General features: G+C 33.5%; 28 protein-coding genes and 1 pseudogene. 14 read left to right on the top strand and 15 right to left on the bottom strand.

Features of this window, described 5'->3' with window-relative positions; translation table 11 throughout:
- Nucleotides 1–118 (top strand): annotated as a pseudogene (locus tag GTZ96_RS16575) (IS1595 family transposase); the annotation flags it as partial.
- 196 nt (nucleotides 119–314) lie between these two features.
- Here GTZ96_RS16575 and obgE read toward each other — a convergent pair.
- The 4 genes from obgE to GTZ96_RS16555 form a co-directional block, all read right to left on the bottom strand.
- The gene (gene obgE / locus GTZ96_RS16570) at nucleotides 315–1,316 is read right to left on the bottom strand and encodes a GTPase ObgE (protein WP_161645025.1); all 1,002 of its coding nucleotides are present in this window, start codon (nucleotides 1,314–1,316) and stop codon (nucleotides 315–317) included.
- A 150-nt stretch (nucleotides 1,317–1,466) separates the two neighbouring features.
- Nucleotides 1,467–2,738 (bottom strand): hemolysin family protein, encoded by a 1,272-nt coding sequence (locus tag GTZ96_RS16565; protein ID WP_161645024.1) that lies wholly within the window; start codon nucleotides 2,736–2,738, stop codon nucleotides 1,467–1,469.
- Nucleotides 2,739–2,825: 87 nt separating this feature from the next.
- Complete coding sequence (locus tag GTZ96_RS16560) at nucleotides 2,826–3,398, bottom strand: adenylate kinase (RefSeq protein ID WP_161645023.1); 573 nt, start codon at nucleotides 3,396–3,398, stop codon at nucleotides 2,826–2,828.
- A gap of 27 nt (nucleotides 3,399–3,425) precedes the next feature.
- A complete protein-coding gene (locus GTZ96_RS16555; RefSeq protein WP_161645022.1) occupies nucleotides 3,426–3,956 on the bottom strand; it encodes a phosphoribosyltransferase in 531 nt (176 codons plus the stop codon).
- Between the two features lie 100 nt (nucleotides 3,957–4,056).
- Here GTZ96_RS16555 and GTZ96_RS16550 point away from each other — a divergent pair, with 100 nt between their 5' ends.
- The 6 genes from GTZ96_RS16550 (at nucleotide 4,057) to GTZ96_RS16525 (ending at nucleotide 9,200) form a co-directional block, all read left to right on the top strand.
- On the top strand, nucleotides 4,057–4,614 hold the full coding sequence (locus GTZ96_RS16550) for a hypothetical protein (RefSeq protein ID WP_161645021.1): 558 nt from the start codon (nucleotides 4,057–4,059) through the stop codon (nucleotides 4,612–4,614).
- A gap of 33 nt (nucleotides 4,615–4,647) precedes the next feature.
- The gene (locus GTZ96_RS16545) at nucleotides 4,648–4,896 is read left to right on the top strand and encodes a DUF6364 family protein (protein ID WP_161645020.1); all 249 of its coding nucleotides are present in this window, start codon (nucleotides 4,648–4,650) and stop codon (nucleotides 4,894–4,896) included.
- On the top strand, nucleotides 4,865–5,314 hold the full coding sequence (locus GTZ96_RS16540; RefSeq protein ID WP_235973030.1) for a type II toxin-antitoxin system VapC family toxin: 450 nt from the start codon (nucleotides 4,865–4,867) through the stop codon (nucleotides 5,312–5,314). Before GTZ96_RS16545 ends, GTZ96_RS16540 begins: the two co-directional genes overlap by 32 nt.
- Before the next feature lie 11 nt (nucleotides 5,315–5,325).
- Nucleotides 5,326–6,483: a 5-(carboxyamino)imidazole ribonucleotide synthase gene (locus GTZ96_RS16535; protein WP_161645019.1), complete on the top strand. Its 1,158-nt coding sequence runs from the start codon at nucleotides 5,326–5,328 to the stop codon at nucleotides 6,481–6,483.
- 99 nt (nucleotides 6,484–6,582) lie between these two features.
- On the top strand, nucleotides 6,583–7,068 hold the full coding sequence (gene purE, locus GTZ96_RS16530; RefSeq protein WP_161645018.1) for a 5-(carboxyamino)imidazole ribonucleotide mutase: 486 nt from the start codon (nucleotides 6,583–6,585) through the stop codon (nucleotides 7,066–7,068).
- A 104-nt stretch (nucleotides 7,069–7,172) separates the two neighbouring features.
- Nucleotides 7,173–9,200: a M3 family metallopeptidase gene (locus GTZ96_RS16525; protein ID WP_161645017.1), complete on the top strand. Its 2,028-nt coding sequence runs from the start codon at nucleotides 7,173–7,175 to the stop codon at nucleotides 9,198–9,200.
- A gap of 8 nt (nucleotides 9,201–9,208) precedes the next feature.
- Here the strand turns inward: GTZ96_RS16525 and GTZ96_RS16520 are convergent, their stop codons facing one another.
- The 6 genes from GTZ96_RS16520 to GTZ96_RS16495 all read right to left on the bottom strand — a co-directional run bounded on the left by GTZ96_RS16520 (nucleotide 9,209) and on the right by GTZ96_RS16495 (nucleotide 12,975).
- Nucleotides 9,209–9,661, bottom strand: coding sequence for a hypothetical protein (locus GTZ96_RS16520; RefSeq protein WP_161645016.1), 453 nt, complete (start codon nucleotides 9,659–9,661; stop codon nucleotides 9,209–9,211).
- On the bottom strand, nucleotides 9,619–10,239 hold the full coding sequence (locus tag GTZ96_RS16515) for a hypothetical protein (protein ID WP_161645015.1): 621 nt from the start codon (nucleotides 10,237–10,239) through the stop codon (nucleotides 9,619–9,621). Before GTZ96_RS16515 ends, GTZ96_RS16520 begins: the two co-directional genes overlap by 43 nt.
- A gap of 9 nt (nucleotides 10,240–10,248) precedes the next feature.
- Nucleotides 10,249–10,599, bottom strand: coding sequence for a type II toxin-antitoxin system HicB family antitoxin (locus tag GTZ96_RS16510; RefSeq protein WP_161645014.1), 351 nt, complete (start codon nucleotides 10,597–10,599; stop codon nucleotides 10,249–10,251).
- A gap of 3 nt (nucleotides 10,600–10,602) precedes the next feature.
- On the bottom strand, nucleotides 10,603–10,845 hold the full coding sequence (locus GTZ96_RS16505) for a type II toxin-antitoxin system HicA family toxin (RefSeq protein WP_161645013.1): 243 nt from the start codon (nucleotides 10,843–10,845) through the stop codon (nucleotides 10,603–10,605).
- Nucleotides 10,846–10,901: 56 nt separating this feature from the next.
- Nucleotides 10,902–12,014, bottom strand: coding sequence for an ATP-binding protein (locus GTZ96_RS16500; RefSeq protein WP_161645012.1), 1,113 nt, complete (start codon nucleotides 12,012–12,014; stop codon nucleotides 10,902–10,904).
- A gap of 124 nt (nucleotides 12,015–12,138) precedes the next feature.
- Nucleotides 12,139–12,975 carry a hypothetical protein gene (locus tag GTZ96_RS16495; RefSeq protein WP_161645011.1) on the bottom strand — a complete coding sequence of 279 codons (837 nt, stop codon included), beginning with the start codon at nucleotides 12,973–12,975 and terminating at the stop codon, nucleotides 12,139–12,141.
- A 228-nt stretch (nucleotides 12,976–13,203) separates the two neighbouring features.
- Here GTZ96_RS16495 and gcvP point away from each other — a divergent pair, with 228 nt between their 5' ends.
- The 6 genes from gcvP (at nucleotide 13,204) to GTZ96_RS16465 (ending at nucleotide 20,599) form a co-directional block, all read left to right on the top strand.
- Entirely contained in the window at nucleotides 13,204–16,053 is a 2,850-nt protein-coding gene (gene gcvP, locus GTZ96_RS16490; RefSeq protein ID WP_161645010.1) for an aminomethyl-transferring glycine dehydrogenase, read from the top strand.
- A gap of 242 nt (nucleotides 16,054–16,295) precedes the next feature.
- Nucleotides 16,296–17,354 carry a 3-oxoacyl-ACP synthase III family protein gene (locus GTZ96_RS16485; RefSeq protein WP_161645009.1) on the top strand — a complete coding sequence of 353 codons (1,059 nt, stop codon included), beginning with the start codon at nucleotides 16,296–16,298 and terminating at the stop codon, nucleotides 17,352–17,354.
- Between the two features lie 210 nt (nucleotides 17,355–17,564).
- Entirely contained in the window at nucleotides 17,565–18,089 is a 525-nt protein-coding gene (locus GTZ96_RS16480) for a methyltransferase (protein WP_161645008.1), read from the top strand.
- Between the two features lie 72 nt (nucleotides 18,090–18,161).
- Nucleotides 18,162–19,013 carry a glycosyltransferase gene (locus GTZ96_RS16475; protein ID WP_161645026.1) on the top strand — a complete coding sequence of 284 codons (852 nt, stop codon included), beginning with the start codon at nucleotides 18,162–18,164 and terminating at the stop codon, nucleotides 19,011–19,013.
- A gap of 78 nt (nucleotides 19,014–19,091) precedes the next feature.
- Nucleotides 19,092–19,841: an MlaE family ABC transporter permease gene (locus tag GTZ96_RS16470; protein ID WP_161645007.1), complete on the top strand. Its 750-nt coding sequence runs from the start codon at nucleotides 19,092–19,094 to the stop codon at nucleotides 19,839–19,841.
- Complete coding sequence (locus tag GTZ96_RS16465; RefSeq protein ID WP_161645006.1) at nucleotides 19,838–20,599, top strand: ABC transporter ATP-binding protein; 762 nt, start codon at nucleotides 19,838–19,840, stop codon at nucleotides 20,597–20,599. Before GTZ96_RS16470 ends, GTZ96_RS16465 begins: the two co-directional genes overlap by 4 nt.
- A gap of 118 nt (nucleotides 20,600–20,717) precedes the next feature.
- Here GTZ96_RS16465 and GTZ96_RS16460 read toward each other — a convergent pair whose 3' ends face one another.
- From GTZ96_RS16460 to GTZ96_RS16440, 5 genes are all read right to left on the bottom strand, one after another.
- Complete coding sequence (locus tag GTZ96_RS16460; protein ID WP_161645005.1) at nucleotides 20,718–21,110, bottom strand: hypothetical protein; 393 nt, start codon at nucleotides 21,108–21,110, stop codon at nucleotides 20,718–20,720.
- 288 nt (nucleotides 21,111–21,398) lie between these two features.
- Complete coding sequence (locus GTZ96_RS16455; protein WP_161645004.1) at nucleotides 21,399–22,325, bottom strand: DUF6693 family protein; 927 nt, start codon at nucleotides 22,323–22,325, stop codon at nucleotides 21,399–21,401.
- A gap of 351 nt (nucleotides 22,326–22,676) precedes the next feature.
- The gene (locus GTZ96_RS16450; protein WP_161645003.1) at nucleotides 22,677–23,288 is read right to left on the bottom strand and encodes a SprT-like domain-containing protein; all 612 of its coding nucleotides are present in this window, start codon (nucleotides 23,286–23,288) and stop codon (nucleotides 22,677–22,679) included.
- A 129-nt stretch (nucleotides 23,289–23,417) separates the two neighbouring features.
- A complete protein-coding gene (locus tag GTZ96_RS16445) occupies nucleotides 23,418–24,095 on the bottom strand; it encodes an SDR family NAD(P)-dependent oxidoreductase (RefSeq protein WP_161645002.1) in 678 nt (225 codons plus the stop codon).
- Nucleotides 24,096–24,419: 324 nt separating this feature from the next.
- On the bottom strand, nucleotides 24,420–25,553 hold the full coding sequence (locus tag GTZ96_RS16440; RefSeq protein WP_161645001.1) for an acyl-CoA dehydrogenase: 1,134 nt from the start codon (nucleotides 25,551–25,553) through the stop codon (nucleotides 24,420–24,422).
- A 185-nt stretch (nucleotides 25,554–25,738) separates the two neighbouring features.
- Here GTZ96_RS16440 and GTZ96_RS16435 point away from each other — a divergent pair, with 185 nt between their 5' ends.
- Entirely contained in the window at nucleotides 25,739–26,815 is a 1,077-nt protein-coding gene (locus GTZ96_RS16435; protein WP_161645000.1) for an anhydro-N-acetylmuramic acid kinase, read from the top strand.
- Nucleotides 26,816–26,989 lie beyond the last annotated feature (174 nt).

The following is a 26,989-nucleotide window of genomic DNA, read 5'->3' as shown; positions in this document are numbered from 1 at the left end:
TTGTTTTAGGATAAACCGTTCTCAATTTAAAACAAGTATTTTTCATAAATCCATAGAAAGAATGGTGAATGCAAAACCGATTTATCAAAAAAACATAAAACAGATATTAAGTGTATAACTCAAAAAAATTATTTCTTTCAAGTTAATTTTGCTGATGATGAGATGGATGAAGATTGTAATCCTGAATTTGATCAATTAGTAAAAACAATTAAAATCGGAGAACACAAATAAGCTTAAAACCCAAAATTCGTAAAATCAAAAAACCACTAACGAATTCATCTTCATTAGTGGTTTTATATTTTGTAAAATGCTACTTATTCATTCAGCATTTTCCAAAGTTTATCTTTCAATTCTGTCAAGCCTTGTTGGGCAACAGAAGAAATAAACAGATAAGGAATGTCTTTGAATGAAACATCCAATTCGGTCTTCAATTCGGCTTTTAATTCATCATCCAGCATATCGCATTTAGAGATAACCAAAAGACGTTCTTTATCTAACATCTCCGGATTGTATTTTGTTAATTCGTTAACCAAAATATCATATTCTCCTTTGATGTCTGGCGTGTCTACAGGAACAAGAAACAACAAGGTTGAATTTCGCTCAATATGACGCAAGAAATAATGTCCTAAACCTTTTCCTTCGGCTGCTCCTTCAATAATCCCAGGAATATCAGCAATAACGAAAGATTGAAAATCACGGTACGCTACAATTCCTAAATTTGGTTTTAAAGTAGTAAACGGATAATCGGCAATTTTTGGCTTAGCCGAAGTCAAAACCGACAATAAAGTAGACTTTCCAGCATTTGGAAAACCAACTAAACCAACATCTGCCAAAACTTTCAGTTCCAAAATAACGTCCATTTCTACACCAACTAAACCTGGTTGGGCGTATCTAGGCGTTTGGTTAGTCGAACTTCTGAAATGCCAGTTTCCTAAACCACCTTTTCCTCCCAGGCAAAGAATTCTTTTCTCACCATCATCCGTAATTTCAAATAAAACTTCACCCGTTTCTTTGTCTTTTACGACAGTTCCCAGAGGCACTTCGATATATTTATCATCTCCATCGGCTCCTGTACTTCTATCACCTCCACCGTCTCCACCATGACCAGCTTTAATATGGCGTGCAAATTTCAAGTGAAACAAAGTCCACAATGCTTTATTTCCAACTAAATAAACGTGTCCGCCACGACCACCATCACCGCCATCTGGTCCTCCATACTGGATAAACTTTTCTCTATGTAAATGCGTAGAGCCTTTTCCACCTTTTCCGGATGAAACAAATATTTTTACGTAATCTACAAAATTTCCTTCTGTCATTTTTTTAAGTATTCAGTCATCAGTTTTTTAGTATTCAGTTTCAGATTGCTCCAAATTAACACTAAATCTTTAGACAATTTAATTCATTTTTCAATGTTCAATTTTTTAATCGCAAAAACTGCCAACTAAAAACATGAACACTGAATACTTTTATTTTAAGGCTTTCACCATTACTTTATCAATCTTCACACCATCCATGTCAATCACTTCCAATTCAAATTTATGCCAAACCAATTTTTCTCCTTGCTTTGGAATACGCGACAATTCGGTCATGATTAATCCGCTAACCGTAGTTACATCATAATCGCTTAACAACTCATCCAATTCAAAATAAGTCAAGAAATCATGTAACGAATAATGTCCGTCAACTAACCAACTTCCATCTTCTCTTTCAATTAATTGAAAATCTTCTTTATAAAAATCAGCTGCGTTTCCAACCAATGCTTCCAGAATATCATTCAACGTAATGATTCCTTGAAAAACACCATATTCATCAGCGATAACAGCATAATGAATTCCGGTCTTTTTAAAGTTTTCCAATGCGTTATAAGCCGTTGTGTGCTCCATTAAATAAGGCGCCTCTGACATGATACTTTCCAATTTGAAATTTTCTTTCTCAATGGTAGCAAAAATATTTTTAAGACTTACAACACCTACAATCTCATCAAAATTATCCTTATACACCGGATAAAAAGAATGTAATTCCTGAAGCATAAACTCTTTAACCTGACTTTTATTCGAATCCAATGGCAACATCACCACCGATTTTCTATGGGTCATTAACGAATTCACTTTACGGTCTCCAATATGAAAAACGCGCTCAACAATGTCTTGTTCAATCTCCTGAACTTCCCCTACTTCAGTTCCTTCCTTGATAATGGCTTTAATTTCTTCTTCAGTAACTTTTCCATCAGCTGTTGGTCTTATCCTGAGTATTCTCAATAAAAACTCGGTGGAATGAGTCAACATCCAAATAAATGGAGCCGTAACAATCGAAACTATTTTCATAGGTACAGCAACTCCTTTTGCAATCGCTTCAGGATAATTCAAGCCAATTCTTTTAGGCAATAATTCGCCTAATACCAATGAGAAAAAAGTCAACACCACTACTACAATTCCTACTGCAATAGAATGTGCCTGAGGTTTTAAAATCTCAAAACCCGAAACAAAAACTTCTACATCAGTTGTAATCTTATCACCACTAAAAATACCCGTTAAGATACCTATTAGCGTAATTCCGATTTGAACTGTTGACAAAAATTTATTTGGCGAATTAGCTAAATCCAGCGCAATTTGTGCACTATTATTTCCTTTTTTAGCAGAATTTTCCAGTCTTGATTTTCTAGCCGAAATCAATGCAATTTCGGACATCGAAAAAAGTCCGTTGAGTAAAATCAAAAAAAGAATTATGAATAGTTCCATTAGTATGTTGCTAGTTTAAAAATTTAAAGTTTAAGGTCGCTAAAATAACTTTAGCAACATTAAACTTTAAACATCAAACATTTTTATTTACAAATTGTCAATTACGTTACTTAAACGTTCCGTAATTTCAGCAATAGATCCAATACCGTTCACGGCATGAAATTTATTTTGTTCTTTATAAAATCCAATAAGAGGTGCTGTTTTCTCATTGTATTCCTGGTATCTGTTACGAATTTTTTCTTCGTCCTGATCATCCGCTCTTCCAGAAGTTTTTCCTCTTTCTAATAATCTAGCTACAAGAATTTCATCATCAGCTTCCAATGCAACTGTAGCTGTTATTTTTTCATTTTTAGTAGCCAAAAAAGCATCTAAAGCTTGTGCCTGTGCAATAGTTCTTGGAAAACCATCAAACAAGAAACCTGCAGAATCAGGATTACTTTCTACTTCACTTTGCAACATTTTTATTGTTACTTCATCAGGAACTAATTCGCCGTTATTGATATACGTTTGCGCTAGTTTTCCTAATTCAGTTTCATTTTTGATATTAAATCTAAAAATATCACCTGTTGAAAGATGAGTCAAATTGTATTTTCCTTTTAAAAACTCAGCTTGAGTTCCTTTTCCTGCTCCTGGTTTCCCAAATAAAACAATGTTAGTCATAAACTTTTTTAATTTTTATTTAATGATTTAATCTTTTAACTGATATACTTCTGGTAAATTTCGCCCTAAACCATCGTAGTCTAAACCAAAACCTACTATAAATTTATTTGGAATTTGAATTCCAATATAATCAATTTTCACCTCTTTTTTATAGGCTTCTGGCTTAAAAAAAAGAGTCGCTATTTTAAAATGTTTCAAATTTTGTTTTTTAAACAAAGCTTTCAATTCCACAATGGTATGTCCTGTATCAATAATATCTTCAATTACCACAACCGAACGTCCCGCTAAATCCTGATTCAAACCGATTAATTCTTTCACCTCTTCAGTTGACGACAATCCGTTATAAGAAGCCATTTTTACAAAACTCACTTCACATGGTTTTGTATAACTTTTTACAAAGTCGGAAACTACCATAAAAGAACCGTTCAAAACACCAATAAAAACTGGGATTTCATCAACAAAATCAGCTTCAATTTGAGCTACCATTTTCTGGATAGCAAAGTCAATTTCTTCGGCAGAAATAAACGGAACAAATTGTTTATCGTGAAGTTGAATCATTATTTTTTATTTTAAAATAATGCGCAAAGATAGGGATTTCGAAATTGAGTTTTGCAATTGATTCTTAATTTGTATTTTTAATGCCAATCCTTATAAAACTATGAGTGAATTAGCCGCAATTATTGCACAAACAACAGGATATAAAAACAGCCGACAAGCCACTGCCAATTATATGATGGCACACACTGAGTTGATGGATGATTTTATGCAAATTTGTTTCGAAAATAAAAATCCTGACCATTACAAAGCATGCTGGGCATTGGAATTGATTGCTTACGAAAAGCTAAATTGCTTTCAAGAATATTTAAATTTAATTTGTTCCAAAAGCAAAACACTCACTTTTGAAAGTGCCATTCGACCACTTTCAAAAGTCATTTTTCTACTCCTCGAAACACATTATAAAACTTCAAAAAATGAAATTCATTTTACCGAAACCCAACGCCAGGAACTCATAGAAATTAATTTTGACTGGCTTATTACAGATACAAAAGTAGCTTCAAAAGTCTATGCCATGCGCAGTTTACAGCTTTTAGGAAAAGAATACCACTGGATTCATCCCGAATTACAAACCATTTTGACTAAGGATTTCAGCAACCATACTGCGGCTTACAAAGCCGTTTCTAAGCATATTTTGAAGAAAATAAACCATCAAAAATAATTATTACGTACATTTGTAAAAAATATACGTATCATGAACACTAAGCTCACTTTATCGTTAGAAAAAGAAGTCATAGAACAGGCAAAATCCTATGCTAAAAAAACGGGCAGAAGTTTATCTGAACTAGTGGAAAGTTATTTTAAAAATCTGACTGAAAAAACAGAAAAAGAAGATGACATTCATCCAAAAGTTAAAAAATTGATTGGAAGAATAACACTTCCAGACGATTTTGATGAGAATAAAGCAAGAGATGAATACTATAAAGAGAAATATGGTATTTAATCAGATTTTTTTAGACACCAATATTTTAGTAGATATTGTCGCCAATAGAAAACCTTTTTCTAAGGATGCAATCGAAATTTTCGATCATTGTCAAAGAAAAAAAATCAAAATGTATTCGACTTCTATTTCAATTGCTAACTTACATTACATAGCAAAAAAAAATGTTGACGAAAAAGAACTTCGGTCTATTATTGAGGATTTGCTAGACACTATTTCTATAATTCCAATTACAGAAACTATTTTGAGAAAAAGTCTAAAATCGAGTCATAAAGATTTTGAAGACGCCATTCAAATTACCGCTGCACAATCCATTCACAACATGGACTGCATTGTTACAAGAGATTTAAAAGATTTTAAAAATTCGGAAATTAAGGTTTTCACACCTGATGAATTTTTAACTAAAACAACAATATTATAATTATTTACAAGATGAATTATTTTTCTTCTGATTTTAAATTAGGAATTCTGGGAGGCGGACAATTGGGAAAAATGCTCTTATTCGACACTAGAAAATTCGACATACAAACTTACGTTCTTGACCCAAGCGACGAGGCCCCCAGCCGAATGGCTTGCAATCAATTTTTCAAAGGTGACTTAATGGATTTTGACACCGTTTATCAATTTGGAAAATTAGTTGATGTACTCACTTTCGAAATCGAATTGGTTAATTTAGAAGCTTTAGAAAAACTGGAAGACGAAGGTCTAAAAGTCTATCCTTCTCCAAAAACACTGAGAAAGATTCAGAATAAAGGAACTCAAAAAGATTTCTACACAGAGCATTCCATCCCTACAGCTGCCTACAAACGCTTTAATGATTTAAAAAGTCTTGTGGTGCAAATTTTAGATTCTAAGTTAAAAATGCCTTTTGTATGGAAATGCACTGAATTTGGATATGACGGTAATGGTGTAAAAATCATCCGTGAAATTGCTGATTTAGACCATCTTCCTAATGTAGAATGTATTGCCGAAGAAATGATTCCGTTCAAAAACGAATTGGCCGTTATTGTTTGTCGCAATCCATCGGGAGAAATAAAAACCTACCCTGTGGTCGAAATGGAATTTCATCCCGAAGCCAATCAGGTAGAATATGTAATTTGTCCTGCTCGTATTGATGCTGCTGTTGCTGAAAAAGCCAGAGCTATTGCGTTGAATGTTTCCCAAAACTTCAATCACGTTGGACTTTTGGCTGTAGAAATGTTTCAAACGCACGACAACCAAATTATAGTAAACGAAGTCGCTCCTCGCCCACACAATTCTGGACACTATTCTATCGAAGCGAGTTACACCTCTCAATTCGAAAACCATGTGCGTGCTATTTTAGATTTACCTCTTGGAAATACCGACAGCAAAGTAGCTGGAATTATGGTAAATTTAGTTGGCGAAGAAGGTTTTTCAGGAAATGTCATTTACAAAAACATTGAGAAAATATTAGGATGGTACGGTGTTACGCCGCACATCTATGGTAAAAAAGAAACGCGTCCTTTTAGAAAAATGGGACATGTAACTATTGTAAACGAAAACATGACTGAAGCACGTAAAATTGCTGAGGATGTTAAGAATACGATTAGAGTAATTAGTAAGCAGTAATTAGTTTGCAGTTTGCAGAAACAGTTACAACCTGAAATAAAATAATAGTTTTCAGTCTCAACAGAACTAAAAACAATAAACTACAAACCATAAAGACAAATGAGCAAAGTAGCCGTAATCATGGGAAGTATCTCTGACATGCCAGTCATGCAAGATGCAATCAACATATTAAAAGAATTTGGAATCGAAACAGAAGTAGATATTGTTTCGGCACACAGAACACCTGAAAAATTATTCGATTTTAGTAATAATGCGCATAAAAGAGGTATTTCGGTAATTATTGCCGGTGCTGGTGGAGCGGCTCATTTACCTGGAATGGTAGCTTCAATGTCGCCACTTCCTGTAATTGGAGTTCCTGTAAAATCAAGCAACTCTATTGATGGTTGGGATTCTGTTTTATCGATTCTGCAAATGCCAGGCGGAGTTCCTGTAGCTACTGTTGCCTTAAACGGAGCAAAAAATGCTGGAATCTTAGCCGCACAAATCATCGGAAGTGCTGACGTTGCAGTTTTAAACAAAATCATTGACTATAAAGAAAACTTAAAAGAAGCTGTAATTAAAGCCTCTGAAAGTTTGAAAAAATAAAGTAATTCCACAGAGATTCGCAAAGAAAACACAGAGACTCACAAAAATTTTAGCGTCTCTTCGCGTGTTCCCTTTGCGAATCTTTGCGTAACAAAACAATCCACATGAGCATTCTAACAAAACATTTCGATACCAAATACAATACAGCCCCTTTTTCGAAAATAAAAAATGAAGATTATCTCCCCGCTTTTCAGGAAGGGATTTCTTTGGCGAAAGCCGAAATCGATGCGATTGTAACTAATCCTGAAGCACCAACTTTCGCCAACACTATCGAAGCAATGGATTATTCAGGAGCTATTCTCGATAGAATTTCGAGTATTTTCTTCAATTTAAATTCGGCTGAAACTAGTGACGAAATGCAAAAAATCGCACAGGAAGTTTCGCCTTTGTTGTCTGAATTTGGAAATGACATTACGCTAAACACTGATTTGTTTGCACGTGTAAAAGCAGTTTACGAGCAAAAAGACAAGCTAAATTTAAATACAGAACAAACGACACTTTTAGATAAAAAATACAAGAGTTTTTCTCGAAATGGAGCCAATTTATCTGAAGAAAAAAAAGGTGAATTACGAGAAATTGACAAAGAATTATCGAAGTTAAGTTTACAATTTGGCGAAAATGTATTGGCTGAAACCAATGCTTTTCAACTACACTTAACCGATGAAAAAGACTTAGCTGGTTTACCGGAAGGTACTATAGAAGCAGCACGTTCTTTGGCGAAAAACGAAGAAAAAGAAGGCTGGATTTTCACCTTAGATCATCCTAGTTATCTTCCGTTTATGACTTACACTGATAATCGTGAATTGCGTAAAAAACTAGCAATTGCTTTTGGCGCAAGAAGTTTTCAAAACAATGAATTTGACAATCAGGAAATTGTTTTAAAAATTGTAAAACTACGCCACAAAAGAGCCAATTTATTAGGTTACAAAACTCACGCTCATTTTGTTCTCGAAGAGCGCATGGCAGAAAGTCCTGAAAAAGTATTGGCTTTTGAAAATGATTTATTGGCGAAAGCCAAACCTGCTGCCCAGAAAGAATTTGCTCAACTAACCGAGTTTGCAAAAAAATTAGACGGCATCGAACAATTAGAAAAATGGGATGGTGCTTACTATTCGGAAAAATTAAAACATCAGCTTTTTAATTTAGACGACGAAAAATTAAAACCTTATTTCCAGTTAGAAAAAGTGCTGAATGGTGCTTTTGTAATTGCTGGAAAATTATACGGACTGACTTTTACCGAAGTATTTGACATTGACAAATACCACGATGAAGTAATGACTTATGAAGTTACCGATGAAAACAATAATTTGGTTTCCATATTCTATGCCGACTTTTTCCCGAGAAAAGGAAAACGAAACGGTGCCTGGATGACTTCATTCAAATCACAATATGTAGAAAATGGTGTAAACGAAAGACCCCACATTTCGAACGTTTGCAATTTCACAAAACCTACCGAAACCAAACCATCATTATTGACATTTAATGAAGTAACGACTTTATTTCACGAATTTGGTCACGGTTTACACGGAATGTTAGCCAATACTGTTTATCCAAGTTTATCTGGAACTTCGGTATTTTGGGACTTTGTGGAGTTGCCAAGTCAGGTGATGGAAAACTGGTGTTACGAACCTGAAGCCTTAGCTTTATTTGCAACACATTACCAAACAGGAGAAGTGATTCCGATGGAATACGTAGAAAAAATTAAAGAAAGTGCGAGTTTCCAAGAAGGATTAGCTACGTTGCGCCAATTGAGTTTTGGATTATTAGATATGGCTTGGCATGGACAAGACCCAACGAATATTACCGATTTAAAAGCTTTTGAAACAGAGCAATTTGCTAATACTCAATTATATCCGGATGTAAAAGAAAACGCAATGAGTACTGCTTTTTCGCATATTTTCCAAGGTGGTTATTCATCAGGATATTACAGCTACAAATGGGCAGAAGTTTTAGATGCTGATGCTTTTGAATACTTTAAAGAAAATGGCATTTTTAACAAAGAAGTAGCGACTAAATTCAAAGAAAACGTACTTTCTAAAGGAGGAACCGAAAACCCAATGATTTTATACAAACGCTTTAGAGGCCAGGAACCAAAACCTGAAGCTTTATTGAAAAGAGCGGGATTGATTTAGATTTAAAATTAAATATTGTTGTATTGAATTTCTTTTTTTACTAAAAATGGAAATTTTAAAATAAAAATTGAAATCAATACAACATTAATTGAAATAACAAAAGTTGAAATTTGGTAATACATATTAAGCTCACTATCAATTAATAAAAGTAATAAAGGGAACAATACACCAAATATTGAAGTGAAAGATATTAACGCCAACAAAAACAAATTAAGACCAACAATCCCCTCCTTAAGGAACTCTAATTTATTTACCAATTGAGGGAAATAATATTCTTGCATATCCTCAGACAATTCTTCAATCAATTTGTTATCAAATTCAAATTTTGAATATTTTTTATTTATCCTATCCGCAAAAAACATAGCATCATCTTTATGGCTTCTCAATGCATTATAATTTATCCAATCTCTATTTCCATTTACCAGTACGCTATTGTCCCTGCAATATTGGATTTTATCCATTTATTTATCACTTCATAATTATAAATCCCATCTATTTGAAAATCTTTAAAAAGTGTTTCATCATAGTAATAACCTTCATACTTTCTATTTTTTACCAAAGAAATCATTGCTAAATATACTGAAGAAATTCCTTCTTTAAAATTCTCGTTTTCAAATAAATCTTCATGTATTTTTTTTTGTTCAGGATTAGAATCGCTTATAAAATCCATTTTATAATCATAATAATCAACATTTTTAAACCTACCATGTTCTAAAAGGCTTTTTGTATTTTGATCTTGATTTTTCCATACTTGATAATACTTCGTCAAAACATCAACAATTCTTCTATAGTCAGTAATTTTTCGAGATATTTCAACTGCTTCAATAAATACATTTTTTTTTATTTCTTTAATCCAAGTAATTCTATTTAAAAAGTATGAAATTAAGATCGCTATAAAAATGCTGTTTGTTGTCAACAAATAACTGAATAAACTATCTAATTTTATTCTCAACAAATAATTTTCTGGCAATGAAAAAAAAACAAAAAAGCCAAATCCAATTGAAATTGGATAAATAATATAATTTTCATTAAACTTCATAATTAATAGCTAGTTTAAAACCTCTTCATGCTTCACAATATAATTCAACGCCTCTTTGACAACATCATTCAAATTCAATCCTTTTTTAGATGCTAAAAGAGCTGTTTTTTGATGTAATTCTTGTGAAACCCGAACATTAAAAGAACCTTTAAAAACTTTTTCAGGCACTTTATTTAAAATAGCACAAGTTTCTAAATAATCAAGAATTGATTCTTGAAAAGATTTTTGCAATTCATCTACAGAAGCCCCTTCAAAAGTCACTAAATCGTTTATTCCTTGAATTTTACCAAAGAAAATTTTATCTTCTGCAGAAAACTCAACAGTTCCTATATATCCTTTGTATTCTAAATAATTTTTCATTCTCTACAATTTTAAATAATCAATAATGATATCCAACTGATAGGATTTCAACACTTTTTTCGGATGTGGCTCATGTAAACTAATAATTTGTTTTTCACTATTCACAAATTTTCGTCGTGAACCACCAGTTTTTCCTTGAGCCATTTGTTCGAAACCAAAATAATTCAAAACTTTAAGCATTTCATCCCAAGTAAAATCTTTTGGTCTTGATTTTAATTTCTCTATTAATTTTTCTACTTTACTCATACAAAGATACTACTTATTCCCACTTTGCAACTAAAAAATAGTTACAAATAGTTGTTTCACTTCAAAAACTCTCTAAAATTATCGGCAGTGACAACAGTAAAATCCCCCTTATAATTATCCGAAAATGGTTTAGGCAACTTAGCTTTTTTGACTTTCCATTTAATTTCAAAAGCATTTACTTCGTCAGCTACAACCTCTACATAATCTACTTCCTGTTGCTGGGTAGTTCGCCAAAAATAGGGTTTGGCATTTCTGTTTTCATAACTCAACAATTTCATTCTTTCGGAAATTAAAAAATTTTCCCAAAGCGCTCCTTTGTCTTGTCGGAAATCTAAAAAATTAAAATTCCCAATCAGCATATTACGAACTCCATTGTCATAAAAATAGATTTTTTTATTGGCTTTAATTTCATTTCGATGATTACGACTAAAACTATTCAATCTAAAAATCACGAAACTTTTTTCAAGCAAATCAATATAATTACTGACCGTATTTTTATCCACACCAACCAATTGGGCAATTTCATTATAACTTACCTCACTCCCAATTTGAAAAGCCAATGCCTGCAAAATTTTCTCTAAAACTTCCGATTTTCGAATACCAGCCAAACTCAAAATATCTTTATACAAATAACTCGATACCAGGTTTTTAAGTATTTCATATTCGTTTCCTAAATTATTAATAACATCAGGATACATTCCATACAACAAGCGCACTTCAAGTTGTTGTTGGGCTTTTATGTAGCCAACATTTTTTTCAAATTCGTTCCAGGAAATAGGATACAGATGATATTCAAATTTTCGACCTGTAAGCGGTTCCTGGGTAACATGGTTGATATCAAAAGCCGAAGAACCACTCACAATAACCTGAACACCTTTGATTTGATCTACAATAATTTTCAATTTCAAACCAATATTTGGTATGCGTTGCACTTCATCAATAAAAACATATTTATAATCCCCAATAATATTCTTAAGCGTTTCAGTATTAGAATTTGAGAGCATTTCTACAACAACTGAATCATCTCCATCAAGAAATAAAAAAGGAATATTCTTCAACAAGCTTTGAACCATAGTTGTTTTCCCCACTTGACGAGGTCCAACAAGCACAATTACCTTCCCCTTATTGAGTCTTTCTTTTATATTTGATATTAAAAACCTGTCTATCATCCCTTTAATTTTAAACAAAAATACAAAAAAATATTTCTATTCACCAATTTAAGGTATTATTTGGTGATTACATTCACCAATATTAGGTGTTTTTTGGTGATTATATTCACCAATATTAGCATTTTTAAACTAAAACCAACAGTAACCACCAAAGAACAGGCACACTTTCGACCCAAAAAGAAGTATAATATTTAGATCGTTTTTCATTGGCGAAAGCCAAAAATAAAGCTACAACAATGGCAATGGCAAAAATCAACACTACTTGCAATGGTAAAAATTGAAAATTGTTATTGACATTAATATTGCTAATTAAAAATTCTAATGCACAAAAAAGCATCAATAAAAAGTATCCCAAAATTTTGGTTTGCCTAACTCCTATTTGCTGTGGAACGGTTTTAAGATGCGGATCATCATTGGCTAAATCAATTATTTCGAAAATAAGAATGAGTACAAAAACCAATATAAATCGTTGTATGCATTTGAGATAAAAATCGGTACCTAAATCGACATGCGCATTGATTAACGGCAGAACCAAAGTAACACCAACCCAACACAAAGACACAATATAAATCTTAACACCAGCCCAATTTCTGGCATTCTTTCGATTTGGAAAAAAAGGTAAGGTATAAAGCATCGTCAGTGCGAGAACTCCAACAGAAACAAGTTGGGTTATCCGTTGTAATTGGAAGAAATAAAAACCAACACCCACAAACGAAAACAAACTCAACAGGGCAATTAATTTCAATTCATTACGCATTTGGCTTTTCTTGGTTCGGGCCAAAGCATCGTATTTTACAAAATTATAACCAACAACAGTTCCTAAAAAAGCAAAATTAGCCATCGCCACATCATTAGCGATATCAAACATAAAATACGTCATTCGAACTAACGAATAAACTGATAAAGCCACATGGAGACTGCTTGTTATGTAAAAATGGAACAGCTGTTTAATAAATTTCATCTCACAAATTTAATCAATTGCGAATAAAATTATCAGCAAATTGAAAACTCTGGAAAATAGAAGTGTTAATATGCTAATTAAAACAGTAATAATACTTATTTTTGCGCCACGAAAAATAGAACCTTTTTTATATTTACATGAAATGAGCATGACCTTAAATTGGTCACAGAAACGAATAAAGTTCTATGCGAATTCCATTTTCCGATTAAAAACAGATATTAGCTACAAATGAAAACAGATGCTTTTGCTTTAAGACACATAGGCCCAGAGGAATCAGACCTACAACAGATGTTGAAAACAATAGGAGTTGACTCAATAGAACAACTCATTTATGAGACCCTTCCGGATGATATTCGTCTAAAAGCACCTCTAAATTTAGACCCTGAAATGACGGAATATGAATATTTAAAACATATTACGCTATTAGGAAGTAAAAATAAAATGTTCAAAACCTACATTGGCTTGGGTTATAATCAAGCGATTGTTCCTGCGGTTATCCAAAGAAATGTGTTTGAAAATCCAGGTTGGTACACGGCTTACACGCCTTACCAGGCCGAAATTGCTCAAGGTCGTCTGGAAGCTATTTTGAATTTCCAAACCATGGTTATCGAATTAACCGGAATGGAAATCGCTAATGCATCTTTACTTGACGAAGGTACTGCTGCGGCTGAAGCTATGGCATTATTGTTTGATGTAAGAACAAGAGAGCAAAAGAAAGCTAATGTTTGTAAATTCTTCGTTTCAGAAGAAATTTTACCACAAACTTTATCCGTTTTACAAACCCGTTCTACACCTATTGGAGTAGAATTAGTAATAGGAAATCACGAAACTTTCGACTTTTCTACTGATTTTTTCGGAGCAATTCTTCAATACCCAGGGAAATTTGGACAAGTAAATGACTATACTGCTTTTATTGCTAAAGCAGCTGAAAATGATATCAAAGTAGCGGTTGCTGCCGATATTTTAAGTTTGGCAAAATTAACTCCTCCGGGAGAAATGGGTGCTGCAGTGGTTTTAGGAACTACACAACGTTTCGGGATTCCGTTAGGTTACGGTGGTCCTCACGCTGCTTATTTTGCTACCAAAGAAGATTACAAACGTTCTATGCCGGGAAGAATCATTGGAGTTACAGTTGACACCAATGGAAATCGTGCATTGCGTATGGCTTTACAAACACGTGAACAACACATCAAGCGTGACAAAGCGACTTCTAACATCTGTACTGCACAGGTTTTATTATCTGTAATGGCAGGAATGTATGCCGTTTATCACGGACCAAGAGGTCTACGCTATATTGCAAATAAAGTACATGCTTCGGCAGTGACTTTAACAAATGCTTTAGCAAAATTAGGATTCGAACAAACGAATACCGCTTTCTTTGACACTATAGTTTTAAAAGCAGATGCTAAAAAAATACGAGAAATTGCCGAAGCAAATGAGGTAAATTTCTTCTATCCAAATGAAAATTCGGTTTCTATTTCTTTGAATGAAACTATTGGTTTTGCCGATTTGAATAAGGTGGTTTCTATTTTTGCTGCTGCAAAAGGATTGGCAACATTCACCATTGATGAATTATCAGAAACCAATCATTTCCCGGAAAGTTTAATTAGAACCTCATCATTTTTACAACACGATGTTTTCAACAGATACCATTCGGAAACTGCTTTGATGCGTTACATCAAAATGTTAGAACGTAAAGATTTGGCCTTAAATCACTCAATGATTTCGCTAGGTTCTTGTACGATGAAACTAAATGCTGCAGCCGAAATGTTGCCATTAAGTTCTCCTAGCTGGAATAGTATTCACCCTTTTGCTCCTTTAGACCAAGCACAAGGTTACCAGGAAATGCTTTCTAAACTGGAAGAACAATTAAATGAAATTACTGGTTTTGCTGCAACTACCTTACAACCTAATTCCGGTGCGCAAGGAGAATATGCAGGATTGATGGTTATTCAAGCGTACCACCAATCCAGAGGTGATCACCATAGAGATATTGCTTTAATTCCATCATCAGCTCACGGAACTAATCCGGCATCTGCAGCGATGGCAGGAATGAAAGTGGTAGTTACAAAAACCTTAGAAAACGGAAATATTGACGTAGAAGATTTACGTGAAAAAGCTATTTTACACAAAGACAATTTGTCCTGTGTAATGATTACGTATCCATCAACTCACGGTGTTTACGAAAGTGCTATTAAAGAAATTACTAAAATCGTTCACGATAATGGCGGCCAGGTGTATATGGATGGTGCAAATATGAACGCTCAGGTAGGATTAACAAATCCAGCGACTATTGGTGCTGACGTTTGCCACTTGAACTTACACAAAACCTTTGCTATTCCTCACGGTGGTGGTGGACCTGGTGTGGGACCTATTTGCGTTGCGCCACAATTAGCTCCATTTTTACCAACAAATCCAGTAGTTCCAACAGGCGGTTCAACAGCGATTACTGCAATTTCTGCTGCTCCTTGGGGTTCTGCTTTAGTTTGTTTAATTTCTTACGGATACATTAAAATGCTAGGTGCTGAAGGATTAAAATCGGCTACGGAACACGCTATTTTGAATGCTAACTATATCAAAGAAAAATTAAGCGGTCATTACGACACTTTGTATTCTGGCGAAATGGGTCGTGCGGCTCACGAAATGATTTTAGAATGCCGTCCGTTCAAACAAAAAGGAATCGAAGTAACAGATATTGCGAAACGTTTAATGGATTACGGTTTCCACGCTCCAACGGTTTCTTTCCCTGTGGCTGGAACTTTAATGATTGAGCCAACAGAAAGTGAAAACTTAGAAGAACTAGATCGTTTTTGTGATGCTATGATTTCGATTCGAAAAGAAATCGAAGCTGCTTCTATTGAAGACAAAAACAATGTATTGAAAAATGCACCACATACTTTAGCCATGCTAACTGCTGAAAATTGGGACTTACCATACACTAGAGAGCAAGCCGCTTTCCCATTAGATTATATTGCCGAAAACAAATTCTGGCCTAGCGTTCGCAGAGCCGATGATGCTTTTGGAGATAGAAATCTGGTTTGTAGTTGTGCTCCTATTGAAGCTTACATGGAAAGTTAATACCATAAATTATAATTCAAAAATGCCTCGTTTGTTTCGGGGCATTTTTTTTAACTAACAGAAAATTACGGTACTAAATATTTTTTACTCAAACAACATTCAGAAATCAAAAATTAAAAGCAGTTGATTTCGGAAATTCTTTAAAAAATATCAGTAATTTTGCCAATTGTATAGCATTTAATGTTTTCTTGTTGTTTTGAAAATATTAAATTATCACTATCTTTTTTAACAGAAACAGCCTAATGAAAATAAAAATAACTGGAACTGGAAGTTACATTCCCGAAAGAGTGATTTCTGACAAATACTTTGAACTTCATCAATTTCTAAATGAAGACGGAACTCCCATCAAACAATCGAATGAAGTTATTATTAAAAAATTCAAAGCGATAACTGGAATCGAAGAAAGACGCTATTCAGAAAGTCATTACAACACTTCTGATTTGGCTTTTTTAGCTTCTCAAAAAGCAATAGAAAGTGCAGGAATCGATCCTGAAACTATCGACTATATTATTTTCGCACACAATTTTGGTGATGTAAAACACGGAACGGTTCAATCGGATATGATACCGAGTTTAGCCAGTCGTGTAAAACACAAATTACAAATTAAGAATCCTAAATGTGTAGCATACGACCTTATTTTTGGCTGCCCAGGTTGGGTTGAAGGGGTATTGCAAGCCAATGCTTTTATCAAATCCGGAATGGCCAATCGCTGTTTGGTAATTGGTGCTGAGACACTTTCAAGAGTTGTAGATGACCACGACCGTGATTCGATGATTTATTCGGATGGTGCTGGTGCTACAATCATTGAAGCTTCTGACAACGAAACGGGAATGCTTTCTTACGAAACTGCCTCTTATACAGAAGAAGAAGCTGGTTATCTGTTTTATGGAAAATCCTATCATCCAGGCTTAGACGCCAATACTAAATACATCAAAATGTATGGTAGAAAAATTTATGAATTCGCTTTAAGCAATGTTCCTGCGGCTATGAAAAGCTGTTTAGACAAAAGTGGCATTGCTATAGAAGACGTCAAAAAAATCCTGATTCATCAAGCCAATGAGAAAATGGACGAAGCCATCATAGACCGTTTTTACAAACTATATGACAAAACGGCTCCGGCTAACATCATGCCGATGAGTATTCATGATTTAGGAAACAGCAGTGTAGCTACCGTTCCTACACTTTTTGACCTGATTTTAAATGGTAAAATTGAAGATCACGAAATCAACAAAGGCGATATTCTTATTTTTGCCTCTGTTGGAGCAGGAATGAATATTAATGCTTTTGTATACCGATACTAATTTTTAGAATCCAAAATAATAAATCCGCAACCTATTTTTTTTTAAAGTTGCGGATTTTTCTATTTAAGCCAAATAATCTGAGCTAAAATTCTACAAAACAAGAAATATATCTTTGTACCTTTACAGCCAAAATCACTACACACCAATGTGATTCTGAGCAAAACTTAAATTAATAATGAACGAGAGATTGCTTCGTTCCTCGCAATGACTATGTACGAAAAAACGTTTCCTAATAAAAGATTCAAACACACCTTAGATTTTTTAAAAACACACGTTTCTACTTCTGAAACTATTTTTGACTTAGGAGTGCCAAACCCATTTTCTCGAATCATGGAAGAAAATGGATATCAAGTAAAAAACACCAAAGGAGAAGATTTAGATAAAGACCAAACGGCTTTGCAAACTGAATCGTATACTGTTTTTACTGCCTTCGAAATTTTCGAACATTTATTAAATCCTTATACTGTTTTAGAAAACATAAAATGCGATAAATTGTTAATTTCAATTCCGTTGCGTCTATGGTTTTCACCTGCTTACCGAAGTAAAACCGACATGTGGGACAGACATTACCACGAATTTGAAGACTGGCAATTAGACTGGCTTTTAGAAAAAACAGGTTGGAAAATTACAGCTCGAGAAAAATTCACACATCCAGTAAAGAAATTGGGCTTTAGACCTTTATTGCGCTATTTCACACCAAGATATTATATTGTATTTGCTGAAAAAATCAAATAATATAGTTCTTGAAAATTGACATTGCAATTGATTTTTGAAATTGCAATTCCTTTTTTCATAAAACAAACTCAAATGAATTATTACATAGTTATTCCTGCTCATAACGAAGAAGAATTTATTTCTTTAACTTTAGAATCCTTAGTTTCACAAACACTTTTACCTAAAAAGATTGTGATTGTTAACGATAATTCTACCGATAGCACTGCCGAAATTGTTCTGGCTTTCGCCAAAGACAATCCGTTTATTTCATTAGTAGAAAAAAAATCGAGTGCGATTCATTTGCCAGGAAGCAAAGTAATTCAGGCTTTTCAAAAAGGTTTTGAAACCTTAGACCAAGATTATGATGTTGTTGTAAAACTAGATGCCGACTTAATTTTTCCAAATAATTATTTCGAAACTATTACCAAGCATTTCAATTCTGATCCCACTATTGGAATGGTGGGTGGATTTTGTTATATCGAAAAAAACGGCGACTGGATTCTGGAAAACCTAACCGACAAAGACCATATCCGCGGTGCATTAAAAGCCTACAGAAAAGAAACTTTCGAACAAATTGGCGGTTTAAAACCTCAAATGGGTTGGGATACTGTTGACGAATTACTTTGTAAATTCTACAATTGGAAAGTAGTTACTGATGCTTCTTTGAAAGTAAAACATTTAAAACCTACGGGAGCTAATTACAACAAAACTGCCCGTTACAAACAAGGCGAAGCTTTTTACACACTGGGTTACGGTTTTTGGATAACTTCAATCGCTTCGGCTAAATTGTCGTTTATGAAGAAGAAACCTTTATTGTTTTTTGATTACATCCAAGGTTTTCTAAAAGCCAAATCAGAAAAAAAACCACTTATGGTAACTGCAGCACAGGCAAAATTCATTCGTCAGTATCGCTTAAAAAAAATGAAGGAGAAACTATTTCGTTAATTAGATTCATCGAAAAAACTCATGACTCATAACTCATAACTCATAACTTCTTTTTACTTTAGCCCATATTCTAAAACTATGATGCTCATTCGATATTTATCGCAAATAGGAAGATATTTCCTGATGCTTAAAGAGATTTTCAACAAACAAACCAAATGGTCTGTGATGCGCAATCTCATCTTTAAAGAAATAGACGATTTAATAATTGGTTCACTTGGCATTGTTGCCTTTATTTCATTCTTCGTTGGTGGTGTTGTTGCCATTCAAACCGCATTAAACTTAACCAATCCATTAATTCCAAAATACCTTATTGGATTTGCCACACGTCAATCGGTGATTCTTGAATTTGCACCTACCTTTATTTCGGTAATTATGGCAGGAAAAATGGGTTCGTTCATTACATCTAGTATCGGAACGATGCGTGTAACCGAACAAATTGACGCTTTGGAAGTAATGGGAGTTAACTCTCTCAATTATTTGGTTTTCCCAAAAATCATTGCCTTATTATTGTATCCATTTGTTATTGGAATCAGCATGTTTTTAGGAATTCTAGGTGGCTGGATTGCAGGTGTTTACGGTGGTTTTACCTCAAGTACCGATTTTATTTTGGGTGCACAAATGGATTTTATCCCGTTTCACATTACTTATGCCTTCATTAAAACTATCATTTTTGCCATATTATTAGCAACAATCCCATCATTTCACGGTTATTACATGAAAGGTGGAGCACTCGAAGTAGGTAAAGCAAGTACAGTTTCCTTTGTTTGGACATCAGTTTCGATAATTCTTTTCAATTATATACTAACTCAGTTGTTACTAGGATCATGATAGAAGTAAAAGACGTAGAGAAATCATTTGGAGACAGCAAAATCCTTAAAGGAGTTAGTACAGTTTTCGAGACCGGAAAAACCAACCTTATTATAGGGCAAAGTGGTTCCGGAAAAACAGTATTATTAAAGAGTTTACTTGGAATTCACCAACCCGAGGTAGGAACTATTTCTTTTGACGGTAGAATTTATTCTGAATTGGATCCCGATGAAAAAAGAGAATTACGTACCGAAATTGGTATGGTTTTTCAAGGAAGTGCCTTATTTGACTCGATGACAGTAGCCGAAAATGTAGCTTTCCCTCTAAGAATGTTTACCAAAGATGACAAAGCAAAAATTGACGATCGGGTAGATTTTGTTTTAAAAAGAGTTAATCTAATTGATGCGCATAAAAAATTACCTTCTGAAATTTCGGGTGGTATGCAAAAACGTGTGGCTATTGCCCGTGCTATCGTAAACAATCCGAAATACTTATTTTGTGATGAGCCTAACTCAGGATTAGACCCAAACACCTCGATATTGATTGACAACCTTATCAAAGAAATCACCGAAGAATACAACATCACTACCGTAATCAATACCCACGATATGAACTCGGTGATGGAAATAGGCGAAAAAATCCTGTTCTTGAAAAATGGTCTAAAAGCCTGGGAAGGTAATAAAGAGGAAGTTTTCAGAACTGATAACGAAGCTGTTGTTGCTTTTGTTTACTCTTCTAATTTGTTTAAAAAAGTACGTGAAGCACATTTGAAAGAATAACGCTTTCAAATTCCAAATAATCAAAATCCCAAATTCCAATTTTTACTATAATTGGAATTTGGGATTTTTTATTTTAAGTAACTTGATTCACCCAATCTTTTCTTTGACCTATAATTTACTAGTTAATTTTAACATTAAGATTGTTTACAAAAAGTACAGTATCCCCCGTATCCATATTTTTTATTGACAAAACACCATCCTTTTTTTTATTGATTGCATTAATTTTAAAACAATGTTCAATACTATCTTTATCTATCAATTTAATATATTCAATAGTATCATTTACTTTATTCCCACAAGTATTAGATATCGAATAATTAAAGACTTCTAACAGTTCATCATCATAATAATTGTATAATTTACCATCTGTTTTGTATATCCATTTTGAATTTCGGTAATCGTTAGCATACCAGGTTCCAATTAATTTCTTAGTGTTGTCAACGTTTTTTTTGCTATCAAAAAAATTACAACTTACACACATAAGAACAACAACTACTGCTATTTTTTTCATATTTTTTTTTAGATGGATGTTAATAATTTAATAAATCCGAAACGTCGGGGATGGAAATAGGCGAGGAAATCCTATTCATAAAAAACAGCTTAAAAGCAAGAGAATGCAATAAGTGAGAAATTTTTAGAACCATTAATGAAGTCGTAGCACTTTTTATGTATTCTTCTTATTCGTTTAAAAAAGTATTGAAGTAAATTTGAAATAATAATACTCTTAATCTATTATAAACAATAAATCCGCAAAGTCTTCTTGCGGATTTATTGTTTATAGAATCCCTTTGAAAGGATTTTATTCAAGATAAGTTTTACTAATTAATCGGCTGTAAACATTACAAATGGACCATGGATAATAAATTCCAAATGTAATAATGGTTAATAGCAATTGTCCCCAAATAAAAAGAAAATCATTGATATCGTCACTATCGAATCCCAATTTTCGTGTTATTTCTTTATTTCTAACAACTGTCTTTTCTGTAAAATATTTATACAGCTTTAACATAGCCATAGGCATATAAATACCAAATGTAATGATTGACAAAAATATTTCAACAGCAATCTTACCACAAGAATTCCAGAAATCAGTCTCCCATGTTATATTATAATTTTTATAATCAATATTTACCACCCATTTATGCACAAAATACATATAAGGAATCATTAACACCCATATAATTACTTGTTGAATGTAAATTATGGAAGCAGGCATAATCCCTGAATTTTTCATTGCAAATTGCACCAATATAATCATTAATATAATCATTGGTAAAATAAATGTAAACGTGATTATTTTAAATAACTTCCCCCCTTTTCCTTGAAATTTAAAAGCATGCGAATCGTATGAGGAATTATCAACAAAAAAGCTATGTACATTACGTATAAACCAAGGTAAATATATACCAAAAGTTATAATACTTAAAAAATAACCTAAAAAAACAGTTCCAATAAATTCTCCAAATGTTCCTCCAAAAGTTATTGATTTCCCTTTATACCTAACATGTTCTATTATCAGTTTTGATATATAAAAAATTAAAATAAATGCAATCAGAAACAACACTAAAAGTATTGGAAAGACATATAATTGAGGTACCACTCCTATTTGCATATTTTTTATACTTATAATCAAAAAAACATAAGGAGTAATAAATAAAGCATAGAAAAGTAACCATATCGGTAATAACTTCTTCCCTGTTAAATTGAAATCAAAATAGTGTTTCATTATTCTTAAATTTTAATTATTAATATTAATTGGTTGGTTATTTAACACACTCAAATCATCAGTAATAAATTACATAATCAAGTAGGTTCTAAACAAATCTAGTAAAAAAATTGAATCAAAAGTTTTTTTTGTAGTATTTTTTCTAACACAAAAACTATTGAAGCTGTGAATAGAAAACAATATCAACTAGAAGCTAAATCATTTTATTAATGAAAGCATCCATCAACCATATATGTGTGTGTGTTACTAAAAAGAATTGGAAACAGCAAGCTAGTACAGAAAAACATTGCGACTATCTTAAAAAAAATCTTGAGGCTTAGCAAAGGAGCTGGATTGAAACTAAAACGCCCTTTAACTATTAGAATGTATAGGCATCAGTTCAACCTCCGCATTAGGATTAAATAAATACAAGCGTCCAGAGCTCATTTCTAAGCACTCATAACGTTTGGTGCGAACGGCTATTTTCTTGAAAACCTTACCATTTTTAATTCGGAATACACTGCCGTAGGGAATTTCGAAAACATAGTTTTTATCGTTTTGCTTGTCAAATTGTTTCAAAGCAAGTGACAAAGTAGTATCGGTATCGCTACTCGCGCTAGGATTTCTAAAATGTCTGGCTAAAAGTGGCAACAATTGGTTCGGGAAAATTTCAGGACGAATATAAGGCACCATCAATTGCTGGAAAGTATGTTTCCACTCATTCCCATGAGGTTTGATGTTGCGACCAAATTTTTCGAAAGCTACTAAATGCGCAATTTCATGAATGAGCGTAATTAAAAAGCGGTATTTATTCAAACTTCCGTTAACGGTGATTTCGTGTTTTCCAGTCATGGCCTTTCGATAATCCCCATGACGGGTCAAGCGTTCGTTAACGATTTTTAAATGCACTCCATGCTCCACAATCAACTCAAAAACAGGTTTGACTGCGTGATCAGGAAGATATTTTGCTAAGGTATCGCTCAATTTTTTTTAAGTTATGGGTTATGAGTTATTAGTTATCAGTTATGGGTTCCTGTAAAATTCAAATAATAAATACTACTTTAAAAAAGTTCTTACCCCCCTAACTCTCAACTTATAACTCTCAACTTTTTTTTAAGGATTAGTCGTTGAAACCTGCAATACTTTTCCGTTGAAATATTTATTTCCGTTCAGTGTAAAATCAAAAATATAAGTAGCCATGCCTTCTGCCGAAATGGGTGCTTGATAACCCGGGAAAGCTTCTTCCAGCATCTCAGTTTGTACTGCTCCAAGAGCTAAAACATTAAACGCAATACCGTGATCTTTATATTCTTCAGCTAATAATTCCGAAAGCGTAATTACAGCTCCTTTACTGGAACTATAAGCTGCAAGACCGGCAAATTTCAAGCTTCCTTGAACACCTCCCATCGAACTGATGGTCACCACATGACTTCCTTTTTGTAAAAACGGAATACAAATGCGAGTCAAATTAGCAACAGCAAAAACATTTACTTTATATACATTCTCAAAATCAGCTTGCGATAACGTTTCGAATGGTTTACAAATCAAACTTCCTGCATTATGAATCACAGCATCGACTTGTTTCCATGTTTCAGCAAGAAAATTTGCTACTTTTTCTAAATCAGCTTCATTTGCCAAATCAACCGAAAGACAACTGATATTTTCATGAACGATTAACTCCTGAGGTGTTTTTCTCGAAATGGCTAAAACCTGATGTCCTGCATTAGCAAACTTCAAAGCCAATTCAAATCCGATTCCTCTACTGGTTCCTGTGATAATAATATTCTTCATGCCACAAAAATAAACAAAAGCTACAAAATAGTCATTCGCTTGATCAAAACAATATTGTTCTTATTTTCTAAGCTGAATCGATTATTAAAAAAATCTCACCCAGTTAATTTTCAAAATTTCAAATTAACATCAATTGCGTCTGGCTTTAGCCAGATGACAAAAGTTTACAAAACAATAAGGCTTTAGCCGAAACTTATTTAAATTTTGGCTAAAGCCAATTTGGAATCTTAATTTTAGAACGGGCTAAAGCCCGTCCCTATTGATATTTCACACAAATAAACGATAAAACTTAGATTTAACTCCTACTGAAACAACTCAAAAAAGCTATAAAGTTCGGGAAATCACTATTTTTTGAATCTCTGAAGTTCCTTCATAAATTTGGGTAATTTTAGCATCGCGCATCATGCGTTCTACATGGTATTCGGCTACATAGCCATTCCCGCCATGAATTTGAACGGCTTCAATAGTAACATCCATAGCAGTTTGTGAAGCAAATAACTTAGCCATCGCTCCCGATTGCGTAATATCCATTCCGGCATCTTTCTCTGAAGCCGCTTTTAGACACAGTAATTTAGCCGCGGTAATTTGGGTTGCCATATCCACTAATTTAAAAGCAATAGCCTGATGTTGAAAAATTTCTTTCCCAAAAGATTCCCGTACATGGGAATATTTCAATGCTAATTCGTAAGCTCCTGTGGCAATTCCTAAGGCTTGAGAAGCAATCCCTATTCGACCGCCATTTAAAACTGCCATAGCAAAATGAAAACCAAAACCATCTTCCCCTATCCTATTTTCCTTTGGTACTTTTACATCATTAAATATTAGCGAATGTGTATCTGAACCCCGAATTCCCATTTTCTTTTCTTTAGGACCAATCTCAAAACCAGCCCAACCTTTTTCCACAATAAAAGCATTGATTCCTTTGTGACCTTTCTCAGCATCGGTTTGCGCCATCACAATATAAGTCGAAGCCGTAGAACCATTCGTAATCCAATTTTTTGTTCCATTTAGCAAATAATGATCTCCCTTATCGATGGCTGTTGTTTTTTGCGAAGTCGCATCAGAACCAGCATTGGGTTCCGAAAGACAAAAAGCACCAATAATATCTCCTTTAGCCAAAGGCACTAAATACTTTTGTTTCTGTTCTTCGTTGCAATATTTTTCTAATCCGGCACAAACCAAAGAATTATTTACAGACATGATGACCGCAGATGAAGCATCGACTTTTGCAATTTCGCTAAGCACCAAAACATAAGAAACATTGTCCATGCCCGAACCTCCATATTTAGGATCGACCATCATTCCCAGAAAACCCAGCTCGGCCATTTTTTTAACTTGTTCCGTTGGGAATTTAGAAAACTCATCCCGCTCTATCACTTCTGGCAACAATTCGTTTTGGGCAAAATCTCTAGCGGCTTGCTGAATCATTTTTTGTTCTTCGGTCAAATTGAAATCCATAATAATTATTTTTAATAAATTAAGTCCTCAAATACGATTGAAAAAGGCATTTGGAACGCAAAAAATATTTCAAAATTCCACACACAATCTTCGCTTATTGCTTTTGTGTTTTCTAAATTTACTTACTTTTATTTAAAAAAAGCAACTTCGCTTTTAATATTTTAATCGTTTCTCATTTCCACTATATGAAAAAAGAATTTTACAACGTAATTGGCGTTATGTCAGGAACTTCACTTGACGGAGTTGATTTGGCTCACATTCAATTCGAAATAAAACAAAACCAATGGTCTTTTAAAATTCTGGAAAGCGAAACCGTTCCTTATAGCGCTGATTGGGTGAACCAATTGAAATCGGCAGTGGATTTTTCGAAAGAAAATCTCGGAATTTTAAATCGAAATTACACTCAATTACTTTCGAAAATAATAGTAGATTTTATCAAAAAAAATAAAATAATCAATTTGGACGCCGTTTGTTCTCATGGTCATACCATTTTACACCAACCTCAAAACGGATTCACGCTTCAAATAGGAAATCTTCCGGAAATTGCCACATTGACCCAACAAAAAATAGTTTGTGATTTTAGAGTACAAGATGTTCAATTGGGCGGACAAGGGGCTCCTTTAGTTCCTATTGGTGACCGAATTTTATTTAGCGAATACGATTATTGCATGAATCTGGGTGGTTTTTCCAATGTTTCTTTCGAAGAAAATAATCAAAGAATTGCTTTTGACATTTCGCCTGTAAACACCGTTTTGAATTTTTATGCCAATCAACTAGGATTGAATTATGACGATAAAGGTAAAATTTCGCAAACCGGAAAAATCAATACTGAATTATTAAATAAATTAAACGCTTTCGATTTTTATCAAAAAAAGCATCCAAAATCCCTAGGATTTGAATTTGTAAAAGAAGCGGTGTTACCACTAATCGAAAAATTTGATATTTTAATCGAAGATAAATTACATACTTTTACTGAACATATTGCTTTGCAAACCGCTTTGGCTTTGCCAACAAAAAAAGGAAGCTTATTGATTACCGGAGGTGGTGCGTACAATGACTTTCTTATCTCCAGAATCCAACATTATTTACCAGAAATGAAACTCATCATTCCTGAAAACAAAATTCTGGAATTTAAAGAAGCTTTAATTTTTGCCTTACTTGGAATTCTAAAACTAAGAGACGAAATCAATGTTCTGAGCAGTGTGACCGGAGCCAAAAAAGACCATAGCTCTGGTTTAGTTTACTTTCCAAACCATAATTAAAACTAAGTTCTCGATACATTTTTTGTTTCATTTCATTACACAAAAAACACTACCATTGACGTTTTTATTTATTCTGTTAAATATCAATTAGTTGCATATTTAGTTCTTTAGCTTTTTTAGTTAAAAATCTAAATTGTTGATCCTTTTGATGTTGTAAATATATTTCCACTCCTT

Source organism: Flavobacterium undicola, from assembly GCF_009909155.2.
GTDB classification, from domain to species: domain Bacteria; phylum Bacteroidota; class Bacteroidia; order Flavobacteriales; family Flavobacteriaceae; genus Flavobacterium; species Flavobacterium undicola.
Note: the sequence above shows the minus strand (reverse complement) of the source record. Positions and strands in the feature narration are given on the sequence as shown.